Source organism: Parasutterella sp. St.1A3, from assembly GCF_059728705.1.
The window spans coordinates 214,645-238,038 of record NZ_BAAGFK010000001.1 but is presented as its reverse complement, the minus strand read 5'-3'; the positions used below and the strand labels follow the sequence as shown (position 1 = coordinate 238,038).

The 23,394-nt window shown below is 49.9% G+C and carries 21 protein-coding genes, 5 tRNA genes and 1 rRNA gene; 13 read left to right on the top strand and 14 right to left on the bottom strand.

The genetic code is table 11. From position 1 onward, the window contains the following. Positions 1–6 precede the first annotated feature (6 nt). The 5 genes from AC6I1F_RS01135 to rpe form a co-directional block, all read right to left on the bottom strand. Positions 7–83, bottom strand: a tRNA-Ile gene (locus AC6I1F_RS01135). A gap of 87 nt (positions 84–170) precedes the next feature. Further along, a 16S ribosomal RNA gene (locus tag AC6I1F_RS01130) occupies positions 171–1,715 on the bottom strand. 311 nt (positions 1,716–2,026) lie between these two features. Beyond that, positions 2,027–2,719 carry a uracil-DNA glycosylase gene (locus AC6I1F_RS01125; RefSeq protein WP_160336285.1) on the bottom strand — a complete coding sequence of 231 codons (693 nt, stop codon included), beginning with the start codon at positions 2,717–2,719 and terminating at the stop codon, positions 2,027–2,029. Positions 2,720–2,721: 2 nt separating this feature from the next. Next, on the bottom strand, positions 2,722–3,405 hold the full coding sequence (locus tag AC6I1F_RS01120; RefSeq protein ID WP_251570892.1) for an HAD-IIIA family hydrolase: 684 nt from the start codon (positions 3,403–3,405) through the stop codon (positions 2,722–2,724). After that, complete coding sequence (gene rpe, locus AC6I1F_RS01115) at positions 3,402–4,091, bottom strand: ribulose-phosphate 3-epimerase (RefSeq protein WP_160336287.1); 690 nt, start codon at positions 4,089–4,091, stop codon at positions 3,402–3,404. Before rpe ends, AC6I1F_RS01120 begins: the two co-directional genes overlap by 4 nt. A 197-nt stretch (positions 4,092–4,288) precedes the next feature. Between rpe and mltA the strand changes: the two genes are divergently transcribed. After that, the gene (gene mltA / locus AC6I1F_RS01110) at positions 4,289–5,470 is read left to right on the top strand and encodes a murein transglycosylase A (protein WP_160336288.1); all 1,182 of its coding nucleotides are present in this window, start codon (positions 4,289–4,291) and stop codon (positions 5,468–5,470) included. Here mltA and AC6I1F_RS01105 read toward each other — a convergent pair. Together AC6I1F_RS01105 and AC6I1F_RS01100 are read right to left on the bottom strand one after the other, a co-directional pair. Further along, positions 5,467–5,919 carry a thioredoxin fold domain-containing protein gene (locus AC6I1F_RS01105; RefSeq protein ID WP_160336289.1) on the bottom strand — a complete coding sequence of 151 codons (453 nt, stop codon included), beginning with the start codon at positions 5,917–5,919 and terminating at the stop codon, positions 5,467–5,469. The genes mltA and AC6I1F_RS01105 overlap by 4 nt on opposite strands. A gap of 80 nt (positions 5,920–5,999) precedes the next feature. Continuing rightward, on the bottom strand, positions 6,000–6,797 hold the full coding sequence (locus AC6I1F_RS01100) for a DsbC family protein (protein ID WP_160336290.1): 798 nt from the start codon (positions 6,795–6,797) through the stop codon (positions 6,000–6,002). A 162-nt stretch (positions 6,798–6,959) separates the two neighbouring features. On the opposite strand from AC6I1F_RS01100, the gene AC6I1F_RS01095 reads away from it, so the two are divergent. From AC6I1F_RS01095 to AC6I1F_RS01085, 3 genes are all read left to right on the top strand, one after another. Then, positions 6,960–7,035: transfer RNA gene (locus AC6I1F_RS01095), tRNA-Phe, on the top strand. A gap of 64 nt (positions 7,036–7,099) precedes the next feature. Next, positions 7,100–7,175, top strand: a tRNA-Phe gene (locus tag AC6I1F_RS01090). Positions 7,176–7,343: 168 nt separating this feature from the next. Beyond that, positions 7,344–8,135 carry a hypothetical protein gene (locus AC6I1F_RS01085; RefSeq protein WP_237178835.1) on the top strand — a complete coding sequence of 264 codons (792 nt, stop codon included), beginning with the start codon at positions 7,344–7,346 and terminating at the stop codon, positions 8,133–8,135. Here the strand turns inward: AC6I1F_RS01085 and AC6I1F_RS01080 are convergent. Beyond that, positions 8,074–8,643 (bottom strand): hypothetical protein, encoded by a 570-nt coding sequence (locus AC6I1F_RS01080; RefSeq protein WP_160336291.1) that lies wholly within the window; start codon positions 8,641–8,643, stop codon positions 8,074–8,076. The two genes, AC6I1F_RS01085 and AC6I1F_RS01080, sit on opposite strands and share 62 nt — an antisense overlap. Before the next feature lie 146 nt (positions 8,644–8,789). On the opposite strand from AC6I1F_RS01080, the gene hemA reads away from it, so the two are divergent. From hemA to mscL, 8 genes are all read left to right on the top strand, one after another. After that, positions 8,790–10,079, top strand: coding sequence for a glutamyl-tRNA reductase (gene hemA, locus AC6I1F_RS01075; RefSeq protein ID WP_160336292.1), 1,290 nt, complete (start codon positions 8,790–8,792; stop codon positions 10,077–10,079). A gap of 109 nt (positions 10,080–10,188) precedes the next feature. Beyond that, entirely contained in the window at positions 10,189–11,274 is a 1,086-nt protein-coding gene (gene prfA, locus AC6I1F_RS01070; RefSeq protein WP_160336293.1) for a peptide chain release factor 1, read from the top strand. A 6-nt stretch (positions 11,275–11,280) separates the two neighbouring features. Beyond that, positions 11,281–12,084 carry a peptide chain release factor N(5)-glutamine methyltransferase gene (prmC, locus tag AC6I1F_RS01065; protein WP_160336294.1) on the top strand — a complete coding sequence of 268 codons (804 nt, stop codon included), beginning with the start codon at positions 11,281–11,283 and terminating at the stop codon, positions 12,082–12,084. A gap of 117 nt (positions 12,085–12,201) precedes the next feature. Further along, positions 12,202–12,807: a glutathione S-transferase N-terminal domain-containing protein gene (locus tag AC6I1F_RS01060; RefSeq protein WP_160336295.1), complete on the top strand. Its 606-nt coding sequence runs from the start codon at positions 12,202–12,204 to the stop codon at positions 12,805–12,807. Positions 12,808–12,810: 3 nt separating this feature from the next. Next, positions 12,811–13,182: a stringent starvation protein B gene (locus AC6I1F_RS01055; RefSeq protein ID WP_160336296.1), complete on the top strand. Its 372-nt coding sequence runs from the start codon at positions 12,811–12,813 to the stop codon at positions 13,180–13,182. 90 nt (positions 13,183–13,272) lie between these two features. Beyond that, a tRNA-Thr gene (locus AC6I1F_RS01050) sits at positions 13,273–13,347 on the top strand. 68 nt (positions 13,348–13,415) lie between these two features. Further along, positions 13,416–13,490, top strand: a tRNA-Thr gene (locus tag AC6I1F_RS01045). Positions 13,491–13,608: 118 nt separating this feature from the next. Beyond that, positions 13,609–14,082: a large conductance mechanosensitive channel protein MscL gene (mscL, locus tag AC6I1F_RS01040; protein WP_160336297.1), complete on the top strand. Its 474-nt coding sequence runs from the start codon at positions 13,609–13,611 to the stop codon at positions 14,080–14,082. A gap of 64 nt (positions 14,083–14,146) precedes the next feature. Here mscL and AC6I1F_RS01035 read toward each other — a convergent pair whose 3' ends face one another. The 6 genes from AC6I1F_RS01035 to AC6I1F_RS01010 form a co-directional block, all read right to left on the bottom strand. Then, positions 14,147–15,823, bottom strand: a complete 1,677-nt coding sequence (locus AC6I1F_RS01035) for an IS1634 family transposase (protein ID WP_497801578.1) — start codon at positions 15,821–15,823, stop codon at positions 14,147–14,149. Positions 15,824–15,964: 141 nt separating this feature from the next. After that, positions 15,965–19,531 carry an autotransporter outer membrane beta-barrel domain-containing protein gene (locus tag AC6I1F_RS01030; RefSeq protein ID WP_497801577.1) on the bottom strand — a complete coding sequence of 1,189 codons (3,567 nt, stop codon included), beginning with the start codon at positions 19,529–19,531 and terminating at the stop codon, positions 15,965–15,967. A gap of 40 nt (positions 19,532–19,571) precedes the next feature. Further along, positions 19,572–20,324: a Nif3-like dinuclear metal center hexameric protein gene (locus AC6I1F_RS01025; RefSeq protein ID WP_160334765.1), complete on the bottom strand. Its 753-nt coding sequence runs from the start codon at positions 20,322–20,324 to the stop codon at positions 19,572–19,574. A 63-nt stretch (positions 20,325–20,387) separates the two neighbouring features. Beyond that, complete coding sequence (locus AC6I1F_RS01020) at positions 20,388–20,789, bottom strand: hypothetical protein (RefSeq protein WP_160334764.1); 402 nt, start codon at positions 20,787–20,789, stop codon at positions 20,388–20,390. A gap of 87 nt (positions 20,790–20,876) precedes the next feature. Continuing rightward, on the bottom strand, positions 20,877–21,311 hold the full coding sequence (locus AC6I1F_RS01015) for a universal stress protein (RefSeq protein ID WP_160334763.1): 435 nt from the start codon (positions 21,309–21,311) through the stop codon (positions 20,877–20,879). A gap of 112 nt (positions 21,312–21,423) precedes the next feature. Continuing rightward, positions 21,424–22,215 (bottom strand): tRNA threonylcarbamoyladenosine dehydratase, encoded by a 792-nt coding sequence (locus tag AC6I1F_RS01010; RefSeq protein WP_160334762.1) that lies wholly within the window; start codon positions 22,213–22,215, stop codon positions 21,424–21,426. A 230-nt stretch (positions 22,216–22,445) separates the two neighbouring features. Between AC6I1F_RS01010 and AC6I1F_RS01005 the strand changes: the two genes are divergently transcribed. Then, positions 22,446–23,342 (top strand): universal stress protein, encoded by an 897-nt coding sequence (locus AC6I1F_RS01005; RefSeq protein WP_160334761.1) that lies wholly within the window; start codon positions 22,446–22,448, stop codon positions 23,340–23,342. Positions 23,343–23,394: the final 52 nt, after the last annotated feature.

Below are 23,394 nucleotides of genomic sequence, written 5' to 3'. Positions count from 1 at the left end.
GAACTATGGTGGGTCTTGATGGACTTGAACCATCGACCCCCGCCTTATCAAGACGGTGCTCTAACCAGCTGAGCTAAAGACCCATCGTCTTTTCATTTATCGACTGCCGATAAGAGTGAGCGCTGAATGAATTCACGCGTCTTCTAAAAGCTTTCATTCGCTTTCTCTTGAAAGGAGGTGATCCAGCCGCACCTTCCGGTACGGCTACCTTGTTACGACTTAACATTAGTCACGGTGCTCACCGTGGTCGCCGCCCTCCTTGCGGTTAGGCTAACGACTTCTGGTAAACACCACTCCCATTGTTTGACGGGCGGTGTGTACAAGACCCGGGAACGTATTCACCGCGGCATGCTGATCCGCGATTACTAGCGATTCCGACTTCATGCAGTCGAGTTGCAGACTGCAATCCGGACTACGATCGGTTTTCTGGGATTTGCTCCCCCTCACGGGTTGGCTGCCCTCTGTTCCGACCATTGTATGACGTGTGAAGCCCTACCCATAAGGGCCATGAGGACTTGACGTCATCCCCACCTTCCTCCGGTTTGTCACCGGCAGTCTCACTAGAGTGCCCTTTCGTAGCAACTAGTGACAAGGGTTGCGCTCGTTGCGGGACTTAACCCAACATCTCACGACACGAGCTGACGACAGCCATGCAGCACCTGTGTTCAGACGCCCTTGCGGGCACACTCTCATTACAAAAGCTTCTCTGACATGTCAAGGGTAGGTAAGGTTTTTCGCGTTGCATCGAATTAATCCACATCATCCACCGCTTGTGCGGGTCCCCGTCAATTCCTTTGAGTTTTAGTCTTGCGACCGTACTTCCCAGGCGGTCAACTTCACGCGTTGGCTGCGTTACTGAGAATTTTAATCCCCAACAACTAGTTGACATCGTTTAGGGCGTGGACTACCAGGGTATCTAATCCTGTTTGCTCCCCACGCTTTCGTGTATGAGCGTCAGTTGCGTCCCAGGAGGCTGCCTTCGCCATCGGTGTTCTTCCACATATCTACGCATTTCACTGCTACACGTGGAATTCCACCTCCCTCTGACGCACTCTAGCCAAGCAGTCACATATGCGGTTCCCAGGTTAAGCCCGGGGATTTCACATCTGTCTTACTCAGCCGCCTGCACACCCTTTACGCCCAGTAATTCCGATTAACGCTCGCACCCTACGTATTACCGCGGCTGCTGGCACGTAGTTAGCCGGTGCTTATTCTTAGAGTACCGTCAGCAGAGCTATTTATTCGATAGCTCCTTTTCGTTCTCTACTAAAGTGGTTTACAACCCGAGGGCCGTCATCCCACACGCGGAATAGCTGGATCAGGCTTGCGCCCATTGTCCAAAATTCCCCACTGCTGCCTCCCGTAGGAGTCTGGGCCGTGTCTCAGTCCCAGTGTGGCTGGTCGTCCTCTCAGACCAGCTACTGATCGTTGCTTTGGTGAGCCGTTACCTCACCAACCGGCTAATCAGTCATCGGCCGCTCCGCTCGCGAGAGGCCTGCAAGCAGGTCCCCCTCTTTCTTCCGTAGAACTCATGCGGTATTAGCCATCCTTTCGGATGGTTGTCCCCCACGAGCGGACACGTTCCGATGTATTACTCACCCGTTCGCCACTCGTCAGCCGAAAAAAGCAAGCTTTCCTCGCTGTTACCGTTCGACTTGCATGTGTAAAGCGTTCCGCCAGCGTTCAATCTGAGCCAGGATCAAACTCTTTTGTTTAATCTCTGTTGTCGCTCGAATCACTCTCTTGGTGTTTGACGGAGTATTTCTACTCCTTCATCCAATAAGTGCGAGCTAAAAATTTCTTCGCGAATTCAATCTTCTAAATCCGCTTAAATCTTCAGCGCCCGCTCTTATCGGTCGTCGATAAATTTTTAAAGAACTTTGTTTTCGCTGTCGTGTTGATCAGCGAGGATGCGAATTATGAAGATGATTTTTATAGCTGTCAACCAAAACTCTATATTTTTACAATTAGAAACATTTGTCGGTTAACTTTTATTGCTTAATCAACGGGTTATAAATGTTTCTTTTTAGGCATCGGTATTCAGCCAGTCAATCGTCGGCTGATTATGCTGCTTCAGCCATTCGTTCGCTTTTTGGAAATGACCGTTCCCTATAAACGGCTCAGGCGCCTTTGTCGCTGACAATGGCGAGGGATGGTTGCTTTCGAGAATCAGAGCACTTCCGCCGCAGCTTTCTATGAGTGCGCGCTTTTTCTTCGCATGGTTGCCCCAAAGCATGTACACGATCGGCCTGCCCTGCCGGCTTGTCTCACGAATAATTTCGTCGGAGAGAAGTTCCCAGCCCTTCTTCGCATGTGAGCCCGGCTCCTTCATTCTCACTGTAAAAACAGAATTCAAAAGCAGAACACCTTGCTTTGCCCAGCCGGTCAAATCTCCGCTGACAAAATCATGCGGACCGTATTCTCTCTGAATTTCCTTGAAGATATTCCTGAGGCTCGGAGCCGGACGATTCTCGGGGCCAACAGAAAATGCCAGCCCATCCGCCACTCCGGGCGTATGGTACGGATCCTGGCCGAGAATAACAACACGTACGGATTCCGGTGAAACCAGCTGCAGCGCGCGGAAGGGATTCGGCGGGTAGACTTCCGCACCGCGTTCACTTTCCTGACGCAGAAATGCCTCCAGCATTCGGCCTTTCGGTGAGTTGGCGAATTTTTTGACGGTCTCTTTCCATCGATTTTGTATTTCTATTCCAAGCATAGTTATCCGATGAATTTAGAAACTTCGGATAAGGTCGAAATAATCGCCTCTGCCCCGTCCCGTTTTGCGATTTCTGACAGCGGTATTCCTTCGCTCCAGCCCGTGGACACTAGCAGACACGCAACACCGGCAGCCTTGGCAGACTGACTGTCATTACCGGAATCTCCAACCATTATTGCCTGCCCCGGCTCGACACCCAGTTTTTCACACGCAAGAAGAACCGGTGCCCCCGAGGGCTTGGGAGAAGAAGCGGAATCTCCTCCGATAATGACGTCAAACAAATCTTTTATGCCCGCCTGTTCTAAAACTTCAAGCGTCATGTTGTAGGGTTTGTTTGTCACCACTGCAATCTTCAGTCCCTTTTTCTTAAGAGACTGAATCACCTCTTTTGTTCCCGGGTAGATGGTTCCTTTGTCATACTCCCCCTTCTCGGTATGCAAAAAAAGACTCTTCACTGCGAGTTGGTAAATTTGATCGTCCAGCGGAGCATCCATCGATTCCGTCATTGCCCGGCGCACTAAAACAAGCATGCCTTTTCCGATATAGCGTCCCACGATTTCTTCGGACAACGGCGGTTTTCCAAAGTCTTTGCGCATAAGGTTGACCAGCTGTGTCAGACCTTTAACCGTGTCAATCAATGTCCCGTCAAGATCGAATAAGACGGCTCTTACGTCTTTCACGTTCATTCGGAAATATTCTCCAGCTCTTTACGCATTGAATCGATAACGGACTTGTAATCCGGCTGATTAAAAATCGCGCTTCCGGCCACAAATGTATCGGCTCCTGCTTGTGCGATTTCTCTAATGTTCGAAACCTTAACACCGCCGTCTACTTCCAAGAGGACTTTCCTGCCGGTCGCCTCTTCATAGGTATCCAATAAAGCACGGCACTCTCTGAGCTTGCCAATCGTCGTAGGAATGAAAGACTGACCGCCGAAACCGGGATTCACACTCATCAGAAGCACCATATCGACATTGTCGAGCTCATAGTGCAGATACTCCAGACTTGTTGCAGGATTCAGCGCCAAACCTGATTTGCATCCGTGCTCGCGAATCAGGTTCAGAGTCCGATCAACATGTCGGCTCGCTTCCGGATGGAAAGTAATGATATTAGCTCCGGCTTTTGCAAACATCGGGATCAGATCATCAACCGGTTCAACCATCAAATGAACATCAATCGGCGCCTCTGTATGAGGACGCAAAGCCTTACAGACCATCGGGCCGACCGTCAGGTTCGGAACATAATGATTGTCCATCACATCAAAGTGAATCCAATCAGCTCCGGCCGCCACAACGTCTCGAACTTCCTGACCGAGACAGGCAAAATCCGCTGAAAGAATTGAAGGTGCAATACGAAATTTCGACTTGTCCATATAAAACTCCTTTTTCGCAATTTTATCGCTAAGACAGAACGCCTTTACTCGCTGTACGGCATAGGTTTTGTTGTTGAATTTTTCTGATAGCCGCAGTGAACGAACCTGAATCTTTGGCCTCAAATCGCTTTTTGGTCTCGCGTTTTAAACGAAATGTTCATACAATCCCTACAAATCACTGCGTTTACCATGCAACCATGACATTCGAAAGAAAAACTCTTCTGCCCGTCTCTATCCTGGCGGCACTTCTGCTTTGCTCCTGTTCAAGCACGACGAAGAAAGAAGATATTACGGAACCGACTGAAGAAGCGGTTCGTTATGAGATCAGCTCTTTTGACGAGTTGCCTTCGTCAGACTCGCAAGATTGGGCCACCGCGCTCTCTGCATTCAAGGTTTCATGCCGATCTGTCGGGAAGAAGGCCGACTGGAAAGATGTCTGCTTCAAGGCTCAAAGCACGGACAGCTCGGAGGCTGAATCCTTTTTCAAGAATAATTTCACTCCCTGGCAAATCTCCACACAGGTTATCGGCAAACAAACCGGAACGGTTTACTCTAAATCCGACAAAGGTCTGATGACGGGATACTACGAGCCGATGCTCAAAGTTTCATCTGTACGCACCGCCAAACATACTATTCCGATCCTTTCAACGCCGGATGATCTGATTATTGTGGATCTCGCCTCTCTGTATCCGAAATTAAAAGGGATGCGTCTGCGCGGAAAGATAGAAGGCAGAAAACTCGTTCCTTATGATTCACGCGCTCAAATCATCAAGCGCCACGATCTGGATAAAAACGCGATAGCCTGGAGCTCAGACCCTGTCGCCGTCTTTTTCCTGCAAATTCAGGGTTCGGGAAGACTGCAGACTGAAGACGGAAAAATGATCCGCGTCGGTTTCGACGATCAGAACGGCCATCCCTACAAGGCCGTAGGTTCATGGCTGGTTGAAAAAGGCTATCTGAAGCGGCACGAACTCTCTATGCAGAATATTCGAGCGTGGGCGTTCCAAAACCCGGATAAGGTCGACACACTCTTAAATCAAAATCCGAGTTTTGTCTTCTTTAAACCGCGTGAGGCAGATAACGCAGATGAAGGACCAATCGGCGCTCAAGGACTGCCGTTAACTCCCAAAGCCTCCGTCGCGGTTGACAGGAAATATATCCCTCTGGGTACGCCGCTTCTCGTGTCTGTTTCCCAAAGCTCTCCCGCTCTTGAATTCGTCCGACCGGTTGTCGCACAGGACACGGGCGGCGCTATCAAGGGCCCTATTCGGTTTGATTACTTCTGGGGCTTTGGAGATGAAGCAGGCAGCCAAGCAGGGCGGCAAAAGAGCTCCGTCAGCGCTTGGCTTCTTCTTCCTAAAGGTGTGAGACCAAATTAGAGTTTTTTACAGAGATGCTCAATCTTGGAGACAAGCTCTAAAGCAGTCATAAAACCAAACGGGCCGTCCCCGTTGCCAAGATAAACGGCCGGGACGGTTTCGTTTTTCAGCTCATCAAAAAGTTTGGTGTTGCGGTCAACGATCTCGCGCAGCGCCTCTCCGGCTGCGGCCTTAGGCTTTTCTTCATTCATGATCCAGTTTTTCCAGGCTTCATGCGGATTCTTCGAGGCGTAAATCGCTGCTGAAAGCTCTTCCGATTCTTCTCCCAACACGGATGTTAAGAAAACATAGAAATCGATGTCCGTCAGCTTGTCGATGTCCTCTTCAAAAAAACGCTTGCACCATGGGCAGTTAGGATCAACAAAAACCGCTACCTTGTACTGACCGGCACCGAGTTTGATCTTAATTGAGTCATCTGTCGGCCAAGCATCAAAATCAAATTTTTCCATATAAAAAACCTCCCTTTGCGTTTCGTTCAAATATAAAACGCTTGGGAGGTTTAGCTGTTCAAATCAGCCCATACCGAGAGTTAATTTTTCTTAGGCTCGACTGCCAGCATCTTTTCTAAGTATTCCAGGCTTACCGCCCCCGGCGCTCTCTGCCCGTTCGGAACAAAGACCGTCGGAGTTCCGGTGACCTGAAGTCTTCCGCCTAAATCAATGTTTCTGTCCAGAGCCGATGTGTCGCACTTCGGATCTTTAGGTGCGGCAGACTTGCCTTCAATCATTTGCGCGCGCCAAGCGGCTCCTCTGTCCTTCGCGCACCAAATCGCTTCGCTCTGCTCACGGGAATTGGCGCGAATCACAGGATAAAGGAACGTATAGATGGTCACATCGTTCATATCCTTCAGAGTCGCTTCAAGCTTTTTGCAGTATGTGCAGTAAGGATCGGAGAAAACCGCGATCTTCCTTGACCCGTTCCCCTGTACGACTTTGATCGCGTCATCCAAGGGCAGCGCTGAGAAATCGATCTTGTTAAGACGGTCTTTCGTCTCTGCAGTTAAGTTTCTCTGCGTCTTGGTATCAAAAAGCTGCCCCATGATAAGAAAATCTGCATTCTTATCCGTGTAGAGAATATCGGGACCTACAATGGCCTCATACAGCCCGGGAAACGCAGTCTCCGACACTTCGCTGACATTCGTTCCGAGCCTGCCGATCAGTTTTTTTCTTAAACCTTCCAGTGTGAAGGGCTCCTCGGATGACTGCTGCTGCGAAGCGGCATCAGTCTGGACCGCGGGAGTCGGTGCCGCGGACTGCGCAAGGGCCGCTCCGCAGGCAAGAGAACCGCTGAAAAAAAGAGCGGCAGAGATTTTCCTAAGTGTAGTCATGTGTTCTCCGATAAATTTTCCGAATTTGTATCCCAACAAGCTGAAAGCTCCATTAATGGAACCGCTTTGAAATCAGTTGATACACTATACAAATCTTTTGCTTCTCTTTCTCAACACAAAAGATAGATTTCGTGTATAGTTTGCGGCTCTGAAACGAAAAACGGCTAGATAGCTCAGTTGGTAGAGCAGCGGATTGAAAATCCGCGTGTCGGTGGTTCGATTCCGCCTCTAGCCACCAACTCTTCTCTTTGTTGCACAAAAAAGAAAAGTCATGTATATTTCGTTTCTCTCGATTACGAGACGGCTAGATAGCTCAGTTGGTAGAGCAGCGGATTGAAAATCCGCGTGTCGGTGGTTCGATTCCGCCTCTAGCCACCAGATTTCTGAAGGCTTCGCACTGATTGCGAGGCCTTCTTCATTTCCGCACAAATTCCTCCCCCGGCTTGCCGAAACTCATCGGCCGCTTCATTCTCAAAATAGAGCTGAAAACGGCACTAATCACTTCGGAAGCGGCACTATAGAGGCATATTAAAGATGGAATCTGCTATGAATCTGTTTACGCTTCGCTTAAAGACCGCAGCAATATGCCTGTGCAGTATGGCTACAGCCCTTTTGTCCGGCTGCGCGATCTCTCCGCAGGATTCAAATCCGACAACAATCGATGCACAGTGGGTGAACCCTTCAGCCACATTTGAACAAAAGACGATCACCGGAATCCTGGTCGCAGATCTTTCTGACAATCCGACCAGCCGCAGAATTTTCGAGGATGTCGCATCGAACGTTTTAGCATTTCACGGAATACCGGCTCAGCCAAGCTATCAGTATTTATCTGACCCACAGTCACTGGTCAGCGGAAACTCGCTTAATGTCTCCTCCCTGATGAAAGCGGCACGCAAAATCAAGGCGAGCGATATTCTGGTCGTGAAAAGCAGAGGCATTAAAACCAATGTGATCTACAACCCCGGAATGACTTGGGGGCCAGATCCTTTCTGGGGGCCTGGTCCCTGGGGCGGACCGTTTGGTCCGGGCCCGTTCGGTCCTGATCCCTTCTGGGGCGGCTGGGCGATTCCGCCCTCTGTGACTCAGCAGCAAATCGCTGAAACCAACGCCGAACTGATGAGTGCTCAAACCGCTGAAGTTCTTTGGACAGGATCTTTTTCTACCGTACTCGGAGCAAAGCCTGCCAACACGACATTCCAGGAATACGCTGAATTGATCGTGCAGGCCTTAATCCATAACGGATTCTTAATCCCTGTCAGCCAGCCTGACTATCAGATTAAGCCCGCTGCGAAGTTTGATCCCGCCGCGTCTCAGCCCGCGCAAAACCCTGCTCGTTAAACCTTTTGGCAATATTGACGCAGTCCTTAATGTGCTGGTCTCCAACCCATTTAAGGGCTGCAAATGATATTCCCGCGGAAGCGGCCAAACCTAAGGCCGGCACAAGTTTTGCCGCCTGAGCGGCGGTCAGACGTATGCTGAGTTTCTGCAGGACTGCCATCACGAGCGGCTTTGTGATCCACTTTCCGGCAAATGAACTTCCCGTCGCAGTAATCATTTGAAAAAGTCTGAGCCGTGAATCCGGAGTCAGATGCCTAATCTGATTAGGCGTCAAACCGAATTCATGATTGATGCTGTTCAGAATTTCGAGCATTAAGCTCACATCGACCGCAACGCTGGCGCCCGGGATCGGAAGAAGATTCAGTCCCGCGCTCATCAGCGCCCGCTCCGTCACAAGTTTTTTGCAGCGTTTCGCGGCATCGAGGATCGCGGCTTCGTCCGCCGGCATTTCATATTCTGTGAGCGCCCCCTGATGATTTTCTCGTGCAAATTCGTTATCAACCGTCATGGTTCGCCTCCGAATATTCCCTTGTGTCCGTTAAACTTAAGTTCTGAATAATTCTATATTTTTAATATAAAAACGAATCGCGAGTATAAAAAGGGCCTATTTTGGTCTTTTCAGAATACAATTTCGCAAATTTTCGACTAATTACGATGAATCTGCTCATCCTTGGTTTAAACCATACAACGGCCCCGTTATCTTTAAGAGAGAAGCTGGCTTTCGGTCCCGAAGAACTGGAATCGTCCATCAATATGATTCGGGCGATGTTCGGCGCGCCTGCCTGCGGGGGCATCAAGGAAGTTGCCATCCTCTCCACCTGCAACCGAACGGAAATTTACTGCGCTGCCGAAGAGCCTTCTGCCGCATTCCGATCTCTTCAGGACTTTTTAGTTCAGAGCAAACATGTCAGTCTGACAGAACTTGAGGAGCAGCTCTACTTCCTTGTGCAGGACGACGCCATTCGTCACGCTTTCCGGGTGGCTTCCGGTCTTGATTCCATGGTGTTGGGCGAAACGCAGATCGTCGGTCAGATGAAAAAAGCCGTTAAAACCGCTTCGCACGCGGGCGGTCTCGGTCTCTTTTTAAACCAGCTTTTCCAAAAGACCTATGCCGTCGCAAAAGAGGTCCGCTCATCCACTGAAATCGGTGCGCATTCCATCTCTTTAGCAGCTGCCGCTGTCCGTGTCGCCAATCGTATCTTCGGCTCGCTCTCTGAGTCGAACATTCTTTTTATCGGCGCAGGCGAAATGATTGAGCTCTGCGCTGCGCACTTCGGCGCTCAGAACCCTCAAAAGGTAACCGTCGCCAATCGAACCGTCGCACGAGCTCAGGCTCTGGCTGATCAGGTAGGCGCCAATGCGGTATCACTGGCTGAACTGCCCGAGATTCTGCATAACTACGACGTGGTTGTTTCCTGTACAGCAAGCACACTCCCAATCCTAGGTCTCGGTATGGTGCAAAGCGCGGTTAAAAAGCGCCGCTACCGTCCGATCTTCATGGTGGATCTTGCAGTCCCGAGAGATATTGAACAGGAAGTCTCTTCTCTTGATGAAGTCTATGTCTACACCGTCGACGATCTGGGCAAAGTCGTGCAGAGCGGCATGGAAGGAAGAAAAGCGGCCGTTGCTCTTGCGGAAGAATTAATTGCCAAGAGAGTCGAGGAATTCAAAAACTGGTTCTCCTCCCGCGAATCTGTACCGCAGATTCTGTTGCTGCAGAAGCGGGCAGACGATCTCCGAATGATGGAACTCGAAAAGGCAAAGAAAGCGCTCCACAAAGGAGAGTCCGTGGAAAATGTGCTCGAAACGATGTCCAAAGGTCTGATGAAGAAATATATTCACGACCCTCTGACCGTTATGCGCAACACACAGAGCCTTTCGGAAGAAGACTACGAGAAAGTCCTCGATCTTCTTCAGCGCTTCTACCATTACCACGGCCGCTAGCTGAAAAATCACCCGACTCATTGAAAACCTTCACCATTTTGAAGGTTTTTTGTCGTGCGTAAATGAGTTTTTTATTTAGAATCACAAGAAATTTTTTACTGTCTTTTTTATGAAAGAATCTATGCGCTCCAAGCTGGCACAACTTGCCAGAAGATTGGAAGAAATTGATGTAACACTCCAGGACCCGGATATCGCCTCCAATATGGATCGATTCCGCGCACTCTCCAAAGAAAGGGCGGAAATTGAACCCATTGTTCAGAAAACCAAAGAATTTGAAAAAGCCGAGGCGGATCTTGAGGCTGCTAACGAAATGCTAAGCGACCCTGAGATGAAGGAATTCGCGTCTGAAGAAATCGGCAATGCAAAAAAAGTGATTGAACAGGTCTCCGCAGAACTTGAAATTCTTCTTCTGCCTAAAGACCCGAATGACGATAAAAATATTTTCTTGGAAATCCGTGCCGGCACCGGCGGCGATGAATCCGCCCTTTTTGCAGGCGACCTTTTCCGCATGTATTCACGCTATGCGGAACGCCAGGGCTGGCAGGTTGAATTTGTCTCGGCCAGCCCGTCCGATCTTGGCGGATACAAAGAAGTCGTTGTCAGAATCATCGGACTTGGCGCCTATTCCAAGCTCAAATTCGAAAGCGGCGGACATCGCGTTCAGCGTGTTCCGGAAACCGAGTCTCAGGGACGCGTCCATACGTCCGCATGTACAGTCGCGGTTCTTCCTGAAGCCGACGAGATAGGAGACGTTGTGATCGATCCCTCGGATCTGAGAATTGACGTGTATCGAGCTTCGGGCGCCGGCGGTCAACATATTCAGAAAACAGAAAGCGCGGTTCGAATTACGCACATCCCGACCGGAATCGTCGTGGAATGTCAGGACGAACGAAGCCAGCACAAAAACAAAGAACGCGCGATGGGTGTTCTTGTCGCACGTATCCATGCCGCACAGGTTGCCGCTCAGCAGGCTGAGGAAGCTTCCATGAGAAAATCTCTGGTGGGTTCCGGCGATCGAAGCGAACGCATCCGTACCTATAATTATCCTCAGGGCCGTGTCACCGATCACCGCATCAACCTCACGCTTTACAAGCTTGATCAGATCATGGACGGCGATCTTGACTGCATCATCACGCCTCTGACCTCAGAACACCAGGCCGAACAGTTGGCTGCCTTGAGCGAAGGCTCGGTCTAACCAGGCATGACGACAGTAGAACAATGGCTTGTCCAAAGTCCGCTTGAGGCTGCGGATAAGCGTGTTCTTTTTGAATTCGTGACAGGACTGGATCGAATCCGTCAAATGACGCATTCCAAAAATGTCCTATCGCCTCAGGCGTTAGAGAAACTGCGCGAAGTCGAACAGAAAAGGCTGGCGGGAATTCCGGTCCCGTACATTACCGGTGTGCAGGAGTTTTACGGCAGAACCTTCTCAGTCGGTCCGTCTGTGCTCATTCCTCGCCCGGACACCGAGTGTTTGGTTGAGTGGCTCATTGAAAATCTCCCTCACGGCATACAGGTGTGCGATCTGGGCACAGGAAGCGGCTGCATTGCCGAAACACTGAAATTGGAACGCTCTGATTTGGATGTCCTTGCCTCGGATCTCAGCAGAAGCGCCATTGAAACGGCCCGCAGAAACGCTGTCAGCCTCAAAGCAGACGTGCGTTTTCTGGAAGGAAGTTGGCTGAAGCCTTACGTCGGTCATTTCGATCTGAAAGCAATCGTCTCCAATCCGCCCTATATCCGCAGCCGGGATCCGCATTTAAAAGCGCTGACTTTCGAGCCGCAGAACGCGTTGGTTGCGCAAGAAAACGGCCTTGCCGCCTACAGAGAGATTCTTTCCGAAGCTAAGTCGCTGAAATTCAATCCGCATATCATTGCCTTCGAGCACGGATATGACCAAGGCGAGTCGGTTCGCAGTATCTTTTCTGAATTTGGCATGGAAGGCAGCAAAACGCATAAGGACTACGGCGGGAACGACCGTTTCACCGTCTGGTGCAGGACCTAAACGGCCGACAAAGGCACCTTTTTAGGTACCTAACATCTTATTTTTATTTTGGATTCTTAGACGAATCGTTTAAAATTTCAAAAGCTTTTTTTATTTTTTTGCAGAGAGACCCTAGATATGATGGTTCTTTACTCCGGCAGCACTGATCCTTTTTCCCAGCGCTGTCGTTTTGTCCTTTTCGAAAAAGGAATGGACTTTGAAATTCGTGACATCGATTTATACCATAAGCCTGAAGACATCAATGTCATGAACCCGTACGGCGAAGTGCCGATTCTCGTCGAGCGCGATCTCGTGCTTTATGAATCGAATATCATCAACGAATATATCGACGAGCGCTTTCCCCATCCTCAGCTGATGCCGCCTGACCCGGTTGAAAGAGCAAGAACAAGACTGCTTCTCTTCAATTTTGAGAGAGAAATTTTCAAGCACGTACATACCCTTGAAAATCGCAACAGCCCTGATGAAGCGCGCATCGCCGCCAGAGAAACCATTCGTGACCGTCTGACTTCTCTTGCCCCGCTCGTAGCTAAGAAAAAATATTTGAACGGCGACGATTTCACAATGCTTGATATCGCTTTGGCTCCCCTTCTGTGGAGACTGAACTACTACGGCATTGAACTTCCGGCAGCCGGTATGCCTGTCCAGAAATACGCCGAACGAGTCTTCTCCCGCCCGGCATTCATTGAGGCGCTTACTCCCTCTGAACGGGTCATGCGGAAGTAATCAATGGAAGAAACAACCTCTTTAACGCCATATTTTCTTCGCGCGTTTTACGACTGGAGCATGGATAACGGTCTGACTCCGCAGATCAACGTGATCCTCAACAACGATCCGCAGCTTTCCGTGCCCAGAGCGTACGCAAACGGTTCGCAAATCACGTTCAATATCGGACCGTATGCCGCTCGGAATTTGGAGCTTGGCAACGATTTCGTTAAATTTGACGCAACGTTTAACGGTGTCGCTGAAAGTATTCAGGTTCCCGTCAGCAACATAGAGGCGGTGTTTGTCAGAGAGACCGGCTTTGGCATCCCGTTCGAGGTCAAACTTAAACCTGACCAAGAACCCGCGCCCCGCCGCGGTTTCACTCGTGTGGACTGATTAAAAAAGGAGAAGCTTTCATTTTGTTACGCTTCTCCTTTTTTTCAGCACACAACTTCAAAAATTTGTGTAAAATTCACGTCTCGGTTAGCCCGCTTAGCTCAGTGGTAGAGCAACCGCCTTGTAAGCGGTAGGTCGTCTGTTCAAGTCAGTCAGCGGGCACCAAAGAATTCCTTCGATCATCTGCTTTGATGGTTGAAAACAGTTAATGTGGAAAGCTTCGCTTTTCCGATGCCCGCTTAGCTCAGTGGTAGAGCAACCGCCTTGTAAGCGGTAGGTCGTCTGTTCAAGTCAGTCAGTGGGCACCAGTTTCGACGGCTCCTTTCAGGAGCCGTTTTCTTTTACCCGCAAAGGGCATTGTCACTTTCAAAGATAACGTACTTCGGTGATAATTCGTCTTATTCAGTAACGTTTAAGGCGGTCATCATGGCTAATGTCCAACAACAAGCTTCAACATTCTTCAGAGAGTTTCAGGCCTTTATTTCCAAAGGAAACGTCATCGATTTAGCGGTCGCTGTTATCGTTGGCGGAGCTTTCAACTCGATCATCGGTTCCCTTGTTAAAGACGTCATCAATCCGATTCTTGGCGCGCTCATCGGAAAACCGGATTTTTCCAACCTTTTCTATGTCATGAAGATGCCCGCCGACTATACAGGGCCGATGACTTATGATGCGCTCACCAAAGCTGGGGCCTCTGTCCTAGGCTACGGCGCCTTCCTCACAGCGGTCATTAATTTCATTCTTCTGGCATTCGTTATTTTCTGTATGCTCAAGGCTCTGACCTCTCTGAGAAAACGCATTGAAGCTGAGGCTAAAGCCGAGGCTGCGGCTCCTGCCCCGACACCGGAAGACACTCTGCTGCTCAGACAGATTCTTGATGAGCTTAAGAAAAAGAATTAATTTGATCTCCAAAGACAGAGCCCTCCGCAATGGAGGGCTCTGCTTTTTACCTGAATTCCCGCTCCTAGATTACAAAAATCGGGGCGGGGATTTTTATTTTCAACTTCTGCATAAGTTCCTTGTAACGCTTTGGGATCTCGTGCCAGAGATATGTGACTTGGCCCTCAGGAGCGAACTTATAGACAGTTAATGCATTAAGCTCACTTATCAGGCGTGGAGCTTGCTCAGGGTCAATGTTGGCGTCCTGCATCCGCTTATGCAGCATCAGTCTTAAACTCAGAGCTAAATACGTGACAAAGACCTTTCCATCTAAAGCTCTCTCCAAACACCTCAATCTTCTGCCGCCGCATCTATCTTTGTAGTTATTAAACGCTTTTTCGACGGTGTCCTTTTGACGGTAAATGTTTAGAGCTTCATCCGGTAAGGAAATTCTGTCAGAACCAAGAAAGAAGAAACCACAACTCTGGCAGAACTGAGCCCAAGCCGGAACATTAAAATCATATTTGACCTTGCCGTCGTCATCTTTTCCGCGTTTGAAGAATTGCCTGAAATACGGAGAGTTAGGCACTTTCCCATTTTTCAGACGCAACTTAAAACTTTCGACTAATTGAGTCATATTCATGACATAGTCAGCTTCTCTTTCTTTGCTGTAATAGACATGGATAAACAACTTGTCCTGTTCGGCGCCATATTTTCTTGTGTTGGAATACCATTGAATTTCGCGCGTTGCACAAAAGCAGTTAACACTATTTTTAAATGCTGCCGGCAAGCATAGTCTGAGTGATCCGGCTACCTCCTTAAAAGTTTGCTCAACAATTTTTAGCTCTGAACGAAGTCCACAGACAAAGCCTACGTGATTGCGGAACATAATTTGCAGATTATGTTCAGAGCAGAACCCTCTATCCAACACCAGGTTGACATCTTCCGCATCAAGTTTAGCCAGCTGGATAAACAGGTTCTTCAATAAAACAACATCAGCAATAGAACCGTCCAGCACCTTGTAGTAAAGCGGCTCGGCTGTCTTCTCATCGATCAGCAGCGCCAGCTTTAGCATGGCCATGTCAGGGTCTTCTTTGTTATGCCCATAGGTAACCTTATGAATTGTTTGTGAGAAAGAAGACACTGAAGTGGTATCAAATGCCCAGTAACTGTTCTTGTCCAATGCTTTATTAGAGGCAAGACGCAGCTTCAGATATTGCTCGACAGAGGGTTGATAATCGATGGATTCAAATATTTCGGAGATTCTTTGAGAGGGTATAGCGGCAGCCGGATAGAGAGAGTTTTGCGCTATTACATCGTAGTTGGAGACAGTGGCGTCAGGATGGATAACTAAGAATATCGCTAAGGATAGTAACTCTTTCCAATGCTCAGGAAAGACGACCTTTAAGGCTTTAGTTATTCCCGATTGCTTGGCAATTTGCTCTAATACATAGCTGGCTCCGGCATTGAGTGCTTCCGACCGGTTCAAAACAATTTGTGCCACCGGAAGACTGACCTCTGCAATACCAACCGGACAGAGTTTGTTATCGGTAAAAGTTAGTTCAACATCCTTGTATTGAGGATTGTTTCGAAGAAATTTCCTTCCCAATTCCACCTTGCCGTCAATCAGGCGCCCAAGGGTGATTCGGTGTTTGCTATAAGAACGCTGTTTGACCGGATCCCAAGCATTTTGAAATTGGTACAGATAGTCCTTGCCCTTGATATTTACCTTGATGACATGCTCAATGGTCTTCGCAAGCATATGAATCCCTCCAGGTAGATTATATAATTATAATCTATTAAATCAGTTAAAATAATGCCCAATGCCCGGTTTACGGGCAATTTGGACACTGTGTGTAACTACTAGTAATATTTATGATCTAGTTTTTGGGAATTCAGGTTTTTAGAATTTCCAGTCGGCTTTAAATATGACCTGACTGTCGATTCTTCCGTCACCTAGAGCTGCTTTTGCAGCCAGCGTCGCTTCCGCTGAGCCACTCCTAACCTTCAGGCCGGCGCCTGCAAAACCGCTCCAGCGATTGATTTCTTTCTGAGAAATCGATTCTCTGGCCTGAGTACCAACCGCCCGCAGCTCTCCTTTCTTATCGAGCTGCCCGACTCGGATGCTGCCGCCTGCCTCTCCGTTGAGGCTAAACCGATATCCGCCAATAGAGCCGATCTCCACACTGCCTCGCACTACCGCCGGAATCTCGGCAAAAACCTGCGCCCTGCTCTTAAATTCAAACGCCTTCTGAGAACCGATCTTCGTGTGCTCAGTAGTCTTTAGAAGAGTCCAAATCTGCGGCTCAATTGCAATGCTGAGGCCCTCAATGATTCGATACGACCCTGAAATGCCTCCGGTCAGATAGTAGTCATCAACCTTCGCCTTCATGCGCTCAAGCTGCATAGCGGCAGGCAGATCCGCGGTGATATTGCCGCGCGACAGGCCCGCGCCGGCATTCACGCCGACAATAAAATCGCCGAAGTCTTTACTGATCATGCCGTTAACCGCCGTCACATTTTGCTTGCCGCTCGCTTCAAGCACAGCATGCCTGCTCTTCGAAGAAATATGGGTATATTCGGCCGCTGCGACAACTGAGTAACCGGATTCGGTTTTATGCGCCATGCCAAGACGAACATTTTCCGAATTCGCTCGATACGCTCCGCCCAGTAAATATCCGCCTGCCTTCCGGGAAGAGAAAAAACCGCCTTCAGCTCCACCGAAGATATGCGTGGAACCTTCGGGCTTGTCATAGAGTCGGATCGCTTCCGTTCCAATCGCGCTGCGCAGACCTTCTCCCGATCGGAACATATTTAAACGTGTCCCGAGAAGACTCGGCAGCAGCGTGGCCTGACCGATAAGCGCAGCAGAATAATGGGGCGCCATAAAGGTCTCGTTGTCCACTCGCGCAAAGAATCTCTGCGCCGCATTGTCGGAATCAATCGTAAAGCCTTCCGTATTGCTGTACAGCCAGCCCTGAAGCTGAGGATAGACAAAGTTCGTTGTGATAACGACCGCTTTCTCCCGATCGATAAACCAGCCGTCCTCGCGGTTCTCCAGCACCAGTGACACATTTCTGTTCGCGGAGATGAGCTGAACCGTATCCGAGCCTTCAAATTCCTGAATAGTGGAATCGGTCAGCTGATTGGTTCCAAAGGGATCAAGCACGAAAATACCGCTCCCTTCTTTGAACACCGGGGCCGTTCCATCCTCAGAACTGAACGCGGGACGCCCCGTACGATGTTTAAGAATAAATACGGCACCGCTCTCAAACGTTAATCCGGCGTGAGCCTCTCTCTCATTGGACAAGCCCACGATAATGGAGTTTTCTTTAGAAAGCACGAACGTGTCATTGACAGCCAGTACGCTCGAGAACTTCTCCTGAGCCAAATCGAAAATCTGGAAAACCACATCTCTCGTTAAATCAATTGAGTCGTCCTTGCGGCCGTCACCCAAAATTAGAATTCCGTTGCTTCCGACTCGAAATTCGGTGCCGCTTCCGCTCCAGTTCTTGATCGCCAGAGAGGCGTATTCACCTTGCTTTTCGTCGCCTTCGATCAGAATAGAGGCGTTTGCGCTCTCCGCGTTTTCAAACACAACATCCGCGTCTGAGCTGAGACGCAGTGTCGGAATCACGTCTCGAGAGCTGCTTCCGATTGAAAAGTCTTTCGCCCTCACCTGACTGCTGATTGAGGTTCTGCCGCCTTCAAGCTGCAGAGACTGAACGGTAAAAAGCCCTTCAATGTCCAAAGTCCCTCCGCGGACGATCACGCCCTGCGTCGAGTCAAAAGATGTATTTTTGTCAAAGCGCGCCGAGCCGTCCAGCTGGAAGATATCCGCGTAAACGTGTGTCTGGGCGCCGTTTTTAATGAGAAACTCACCGGTATTGACGATCGCGGAATTCGGACCGACCGTTACTTTGCCGGTAAATAAAAGACGTCCCGTGTCGGACACAAAAACCTTCGAATCGATTTCTGCCCGCTTCTGGACTTCTCGCGTTCCCTCGTAACTTAATCCGTGCAGCTCCAGCGTACTGAATTCTCCGACGGACAGCCAATTATCTGTCCCCGACATCGGTCCTCTGCCTGTACCATAAAGAACAAGCGTGGAATTGTTCAGAGTCAGCACTTCGCTCTTTGTGTAGATCGACCCGATGCAAAGGCGCTCCGAATTTAACTCGGACATCTCTCCTAAGTTGAGATTGACGGATGCCAAACCGATGTTCTTTCCTTCGAGATAATTCTTATAGTCGCTGTAGTTGATCCCTGTCACAACAGAATTATCAATCAGCAGCTCACCGGTGTACGTAACGCCGATACCGTAGTATTCGGAAGCGAGGCTGAGATATTTCAGATCGACCGCTTCATCGGTGAGGATAATTTCCGAAAATGAGGTCTTAGTGAAATCGGTGATTTTGCCCTGAAGCTGACTCTCACGATTGAAGTCCTGGGCTGATATTTCAAACAGATCCTTGGAGGCCGCTGTAATGCTGACCTCTTTAAAGTGCCAGTTGCCGTCGTTGAGATTGGTGTCGCCCGACAAAGTTAGCGAGCCGCCGTTTTGACTGTACTGACCGGTAAAGGAAAGCGTGCTGCCGTTCAGGACAACCGATGAATCCTGCACCTTGACATTAAGCGCTCCGCTAAAGACCTGATCGGCATTCACGGTTAATGATGCGCCGTTTTCCAGAATCAGAGAGCCGCCCTTTGCTGCGGAGAAAGCACTCCCGCCGGCATTTACCGTCAGCTGCTTTCCTTCTGAGACGGTGATTTTGGAGTTCACGGAACCGAGAACAAATGCGTCCGCTGAGGCGCTGATCAAAGAGTCTCCGCCGATCAGCAGCGAAGCTTTATCCTGCAGTACGGCAAAAGAGGCAGAACTTCCTGTGACCGCCCCTGTGAGGCCTTCGGAAAAAAACACCTGAGATGCCGAAGCAAAACCTTTGATTCGTATCGCTGTGTTCTCTGAGCCGTCCTCAATAGCGGCGCTCAGAGCGGCGTGATGCCTGAATGTGACATCAGCGCCCTCTTCTGCGACCAGGACGGCAGCGGATCCGCCCTGAGCATCGTTAATCGAACTCTTAACTTTGATATCAACAGCTCGCAAAATATCCGCCTGTTTGCTAAAGCGCGCCGCCGGATCATTCGAGCTCTGAACCATGCCGAAATTCAGCGCGGTTTCAGACAGCTCCGGTGCGTTCCATATTTCTTCGGCGCCTTCCATCGTCAGAGGAGAGCTGCCGACAAACGGTGAATTTTCTGAGATGTGGACAAGAATCAGATTTTCTTTAGCGAGATCTTCAATATATTGGTTAATCTCTTCATCCGTTTCAAGGTAATTGGTTTTGGTCTCCCCGAAGAAAGGATCCTCCTGCGAGAAAGAAGGTACCGCATGCAAGGCGATAACCAAGGCGAGTGCTGCCCTTTTGAGAGACAGTGGGCGTCTGTGTCGATATGTCTTGTTTGCCATCGGCAACTCCGGGTGCGCAGCTGCCGATGAAAAGATCCGGTTACACCGGGTTGTCAATTCCGACGAAGCTGACGTTTATTTCTGGGAAATGGTTTCCAATCCAAACGGCCATGGCCCGTATTCCTAACGTTTCTCCGGCATGGTGGCCGACTGAGAAATAAGGAATTCCTAATTCACGAGCTTCCAGAACTGTTCTTTCGCTAATTTCCCCGCTAAGGTAAGCGTCCGAGCCTTCGGCTGCCGCGTCTTCTAAAAAATCCTGAGCCGCGCCGCTGCAGAAGGCGACCGTCTTAATTAAAGCGACGGAGTCTACAGGCACCACAAAAGGAGGTCTATGGACAACCCCCTCTATTTTGTTAGCAAGTTCTTCCGTAGTTACAAAGTCATGGAATTCCCCCATAAGCACCAGAGGATTAGACTTTGTCGCTCGGACGTTCTGCAGCTTCAGCGCACGCGCCATTTCATAGTTGTTGCCGACAGTCTCATTGGCATCCAGAGGTAGATGGTAGGCAATCAGATTGATATTGTTGGCGAGAATCTTCGCGATTCGATTCCGTTTGATACCGATAATCCGTGAGTTCTCGTTTTTCCAGAAATAACCGTGGTGAACAATAATGGTGTCCGCACCGCGCCTGATCGCTTCATCAATTAGCGCCTCAGAGGCGCTGACACCGCAGACAATCCGCTGAACATTATCCGCACCTTCTATCTGCAGCCCGTTCGGGCAGTAGTCTTTGAAAGTCTCAGGTTTCAGTAATTCATCGAGTGTGTTCAGAAGCTCTGCTCTTTTCATAGTCAGTCCATATAGAAACTGCCGGCAAGCCGGCAGTTCAGTTCAATTAAATCTTTGTGCGGATTAAGGCATGACCAGTCCGCTTCCCGAAGCATCCGGGCTGCTGAAGCCGGGCTGACCTGGGACAACCAGCTTGCTTGCGGCCTGACGACGAAGCTCCTGAAGCTCTTTCATCGTGCGTTCCACACCGGCCTTCGCCGCTTCACGATAGCCCTTGACTGCGGCTTCCAGACTGTCGGCTTCGATATCAAAGGAAATCGGAAGCGCGCCCATCTGGGTCATAATCTGAGCTTCACCGGTATAAATCACCGGACGCGACTCATCTTTATTGCCGTCGGCAAGAACGGGAACCAGACAGCGAATCACGCCAATCTTTCTATCGGTATAGATTTCTTCACGGTACAGGTTGGTGAGCTCCATCTGAGCATCAGCCTCTTCCTTAACCGGTTCTGTTTGTTCTGACATTACATACTCCTTCTTTTATTGAATTCAGTCATTATCCGCTCGTGCGCCTCAGATGAAGCGAGGTCTGCCCCCAATCAGGGCCCCTGATTAGCGGTACACCATGACAGGAATCTTCGAATGCGTCAGTACTTTCTGTGTTTCACTTCCAAGCAGAACGGCCGCAAGACCTTGTCTGCCGTGAGAAGCCATAAAAATCAGGTCGCAGTTGTACTCCGTGGCTGCGTCAATGATCGCTTCGGCGGGAGAAAAAGACTTAAATGCGACAACTTCGCATTTCACGCCCTTTCGCTCAACCGCTTCTCTCGCGATTTCCAATCTTTCCTGAGCCATTTCCTTCACACGAGAATCGTATTGATCAATGCTCTCAGGACGATATTCGGACAGATTGGTGTAGCTGTAAGGCTCAATCACGGTGACGGCAACAATTGAGGAGTCCATTGCCTTTGCGAAATCAGCGGCTGCCTCCAGGGCTTTATCAGAAAGCTCCGACCCGTCGGTCGGTACCAGAATACGGCTGTACATTAGGCGTTTCCTTTATTTAAGTTATTTAATCTAGTTTAATAGATTCGTATGCTTACGGTTACTATTTTTCCTTGTTTTACGCTCCTCTACGCTCCTTCTGAGAAACGGTTCTTCATTTTTGTATGCCGGCGATCCGATTAATAGCAACTGAAGCCGCCGCAAACCCGATTGCGGCAGTCACAACCACGCCGGAACCGTAACCGGAACAGGCCAAGCCTCCGGTAATGTCGCAGCTGCCTTCCGGACGAACGACCGGATCGGCGGTGTATACAGCGGTTATGCCGAACTTCTCAATCCGCTTTTCTTCCTTTGGCCGCGGATACCCGTACTGCTTCCGAAGACGATACCTTAGGTTGGAGAGCAGCGGGTCTCCCTTGGCCTTTGCAAGATCATCGACGAGGATATTAAGCGCGGAGGTTTTTCCTCCGGCAGCGCCGCATGTGATAAATAAGCCGCCGCTTTTCTGCACAAAAGCTGCCATTGCCGCCTTTGCCTTGACCTGATCCGTACAGTCCAGCACGACAGGCGTGTGCAGCATTTCCGAAACATTCTCCTCATCAACGAAATCCTCGACCATCGTCACTTCGCAAAGAGGATTAATCAGGGCGATTCGTTCCTTCAGGGCTTGCGCCTTCGGCTTTCCGTAAGCGCCGGTGAGAGCCTGAAGCTGTCGGTTGGTATTGCTTTCGGCGATATTGTCCAAATCTATCAGCGTCAGTTTGCCGACAGCCGTGCGCGCAAGCGCTTCCGCTGCCCAAGAGCCGACGCCGCCTAAGCCGACGACCGTGACCGAGGCCTGAGCAAGACGTGCTGCGCCCTCCTTCGTATAGAGTCTCGCGACCCCGCCAAACCTTCTCTCATAATCCAGCGGGTACCGTTCCGTCTGACTAAGCGTCTCGCCCATAGCGTCTCCAAACCTCACTCACAATAAGGATAAAAAATGTTTGCATCGTCCTCGTCCTCCGTTAAACTTGACAGGGGATGGATCGGAAAAGAACCATATTACTAACCGCGGACAAATTTGTTAATTCGTACCTTGCGAAGGCTGATTTCGATCTGATAATTTAATCATCAAAAAGGCAGTTTCAAACAATTGTTTCTTAGGCTGCGAGAATATTCTGACCCGGAGGAATTATGAAGATTTTAGTACCCATCGACGGCAGTGAATTCAGCAATCACTCGCTTGAATTTGTCGCCTCGCGAACAACACTTCTCGGCTCCAATCCCGAAATTGAGCTGATGAGTGTTCAGGCGCCTGTTCCGGCTCGCGCCTCCCGCCTGATCGGCAGCGGATCACTCCGCGGCTACTATGACGAAGAAGCCAACACTGTATTGGAACCCGCCGTCAAGGAGCTTGAAAAAGCCGGTGTTAAAGCCGCCACACGTTTCGCGGTCGGTGAAGCCGCTCCCACAATCGCGAAGACCGCGGAAGAATCCGGCGCCGACCTGATTATCATGGGTTCGCACGGCAGATCCGCGCTCAAAGGACTGCTGCTCGGTTCCGTCACAAATTCCGTTCTTGCGCTTTCAAAGAAGCCGGTGCTTATTCTGAGAAACAAAACCGCTCCTCAGACGGACTCTCTTAAAGTCGGCGTCGCGGTTGACGGCTCCTCCTACGGCGAAAAGGCCGTGGAGTACATCCTGAAGAATCACGACCTCTTCGGTAAAGACCCGGTCTTTTATCTGATGAATGTCGTCAGCGACTATGCCGGCGTTGTGATGCCCGACATGGCAGGCATGGCGCTCCCGACACTGAATGAATCCGAGGTTCGCGCAATGCAGCGCGAAGCGTTCGATGAAGCGGTCGGACCGGTTCGCGACAAATTCACTCAGCTCGGCTTTAAAGTTGAAGAGATCTGCCTTGTCGGCAACCCGGGCGATGAGATCGCCGCCTTCGCAAACAAGGAAGGGCTTGACGTGATTGTTATGGGCACCCGAGGATACGGCGCATTCAAAGCTGCCGTTTTAGGCTCAACAGCAACCCGCATCGCCGCCATCAGCGATAAGCCCCTTCTGGTTATCCAGGCGTAGAGAAAGCATTCGGACGTTCGTCCCTTACGGTAAAAAAGAAGCGTCCGCAGAC

Coding starts and splice junctions, on each gene's coding strand:
- AC6I1F_RS01080 (WP_160336291.1), bottom strand. CDS start 8,643: ATGACGGTTGATAACGAATTTGCACGAGAAAATCATCAGGGGGCGCTC.
- AC6I1F_RS01120 (WP_251570892.1), bottom strand. CDS start 3,405: ATGAACGTGAAAGACGTAAGAGCCGTCTTATTCGATCTTGACGGGACA.
- hemA (WP_160336292.1), top strand. CDS start 8,790: ATGAATCTGCTCATCCTTGGTTTAAACCATACAACGGCCCCGTTATCT.
- AC6I1F_RS01105 (WP_160336289.1), bottom strand. CDS start 5,919: ATGGAAAAATTTGATTTTGATGCTTGGCCGACAGATGACTCAATTAAG.
- AC6I1F_RS01085 (WP_237178835.1), top strand. CDS start 7,344: ATGAATCTGTTTACGCTTCGCTTAAAGACCGCAGCAATATGCCTGTGC.
- mscL (WP_160336297.1), top strand. CDS start 13,609: ATGGCTAATGTCCAACAACAAGCTTCAACATTCTTCAGAGAGTTTCAG.
- AC6I1F_RS01020 (WP_160334764.1), bottom strand. CDS start 20,789: ATGTCAGAACAAACAGAACCGGTTAAGGAAGAGGCTGATGCTCAGATG.
- mltA (WP_160336288.1), top strand. CDS start 4,289: ATGACATTCGAAAGAAAAACTCTTCTGCCCGTCTCTATCCTGGCGGCA.
- AC6I1F_RS01125 (WP_160336285.1), bottom strand. CDS start 2,719: ATGCTTGGAATAGAAATACAAAATCGATGGAAAGAGACCGTCAAAAAA.
- AC6I1F_RS01100 (WP_160336290.1), bottom strand. CDS start 6,797: ATGACTACACTTAGGAAAATCTCTGCCGCTCTTTTTTTCAGCGGTTCT.
- AC6I1F_RS01060 (WP_160336295.1), top strand. CDS start 12,202: ATGATGGTTCTTTACTCCGGCAGCACTGATCCTTTTTCCCAGCGCTGT.
- AC6I1F_RS01035 (WP_497801578.1), bottom strand. CDS start 15,823: ATGCTTGCGAAGACCATTGAGCATGTCATCAAGGTAAATATCAAGGGC.
- prfA (WP_160336293.1), top strand. CDS start 10,189: ATGAAAGAATCTATGCGCTCCAAGCTGGCACAACTTGCCAGAAGATTG.
- AC6I1F_RS01030 (WP_497801577.1), bottom strand. CDS start 19,531: ATGGCAAACAAGACATATCGACACAGACGCCCACTGTCTCTCAAAAGG.
- AC6I1F_RS01025 (WP_160334765.1), bottom strand. CDS start 20,324: ATGAAAAGAGCAGAGCTTCTGAACACACTCGATGAATTACTGAAACCT.
- AC6I1F_RS01010 (WP_160334762.1), bottom strand. CDS start 22,215: ATGGGCGAGACGCTTAGTCAGACGGAACGGTACCCGCTGGATTATGAG.
- rpe (WP_160336287.1), bottom strand. CDS start 4,091: ATGGACAAGTCGAAATTTCGTATTGCACCTTCAATTCTTTCAGCGGAT.
- AC6I1F_RS01055 (WP_160336296.1), top strand. CDS start 12,811: ATGGAAGAAACAACCTCTTTAACGCCATATTTTCTTCGCGCGTTTTAC.
- prmC (WP_160336294.1), top strand. CDS start 11,281: ATGACGACAGTAGAACAATGGCTTGTCCAAAGTCCGCTTGAGGCTGCG.
- AC6I1F_RS01015 (WP_160334763.1), bottom strand. CDS start 21,311: ATGTACAGCCGTATTCTGGTACCGACCGACGGGTCGGAGCTTTCTGAT.
- AC6I1F_RS01005 (WP_160334761.1), top strand. CDS start 22,446: ATGAAGATTTTAGTACCCATCGACGGCAGTGAATTCAGCAATCACTCG.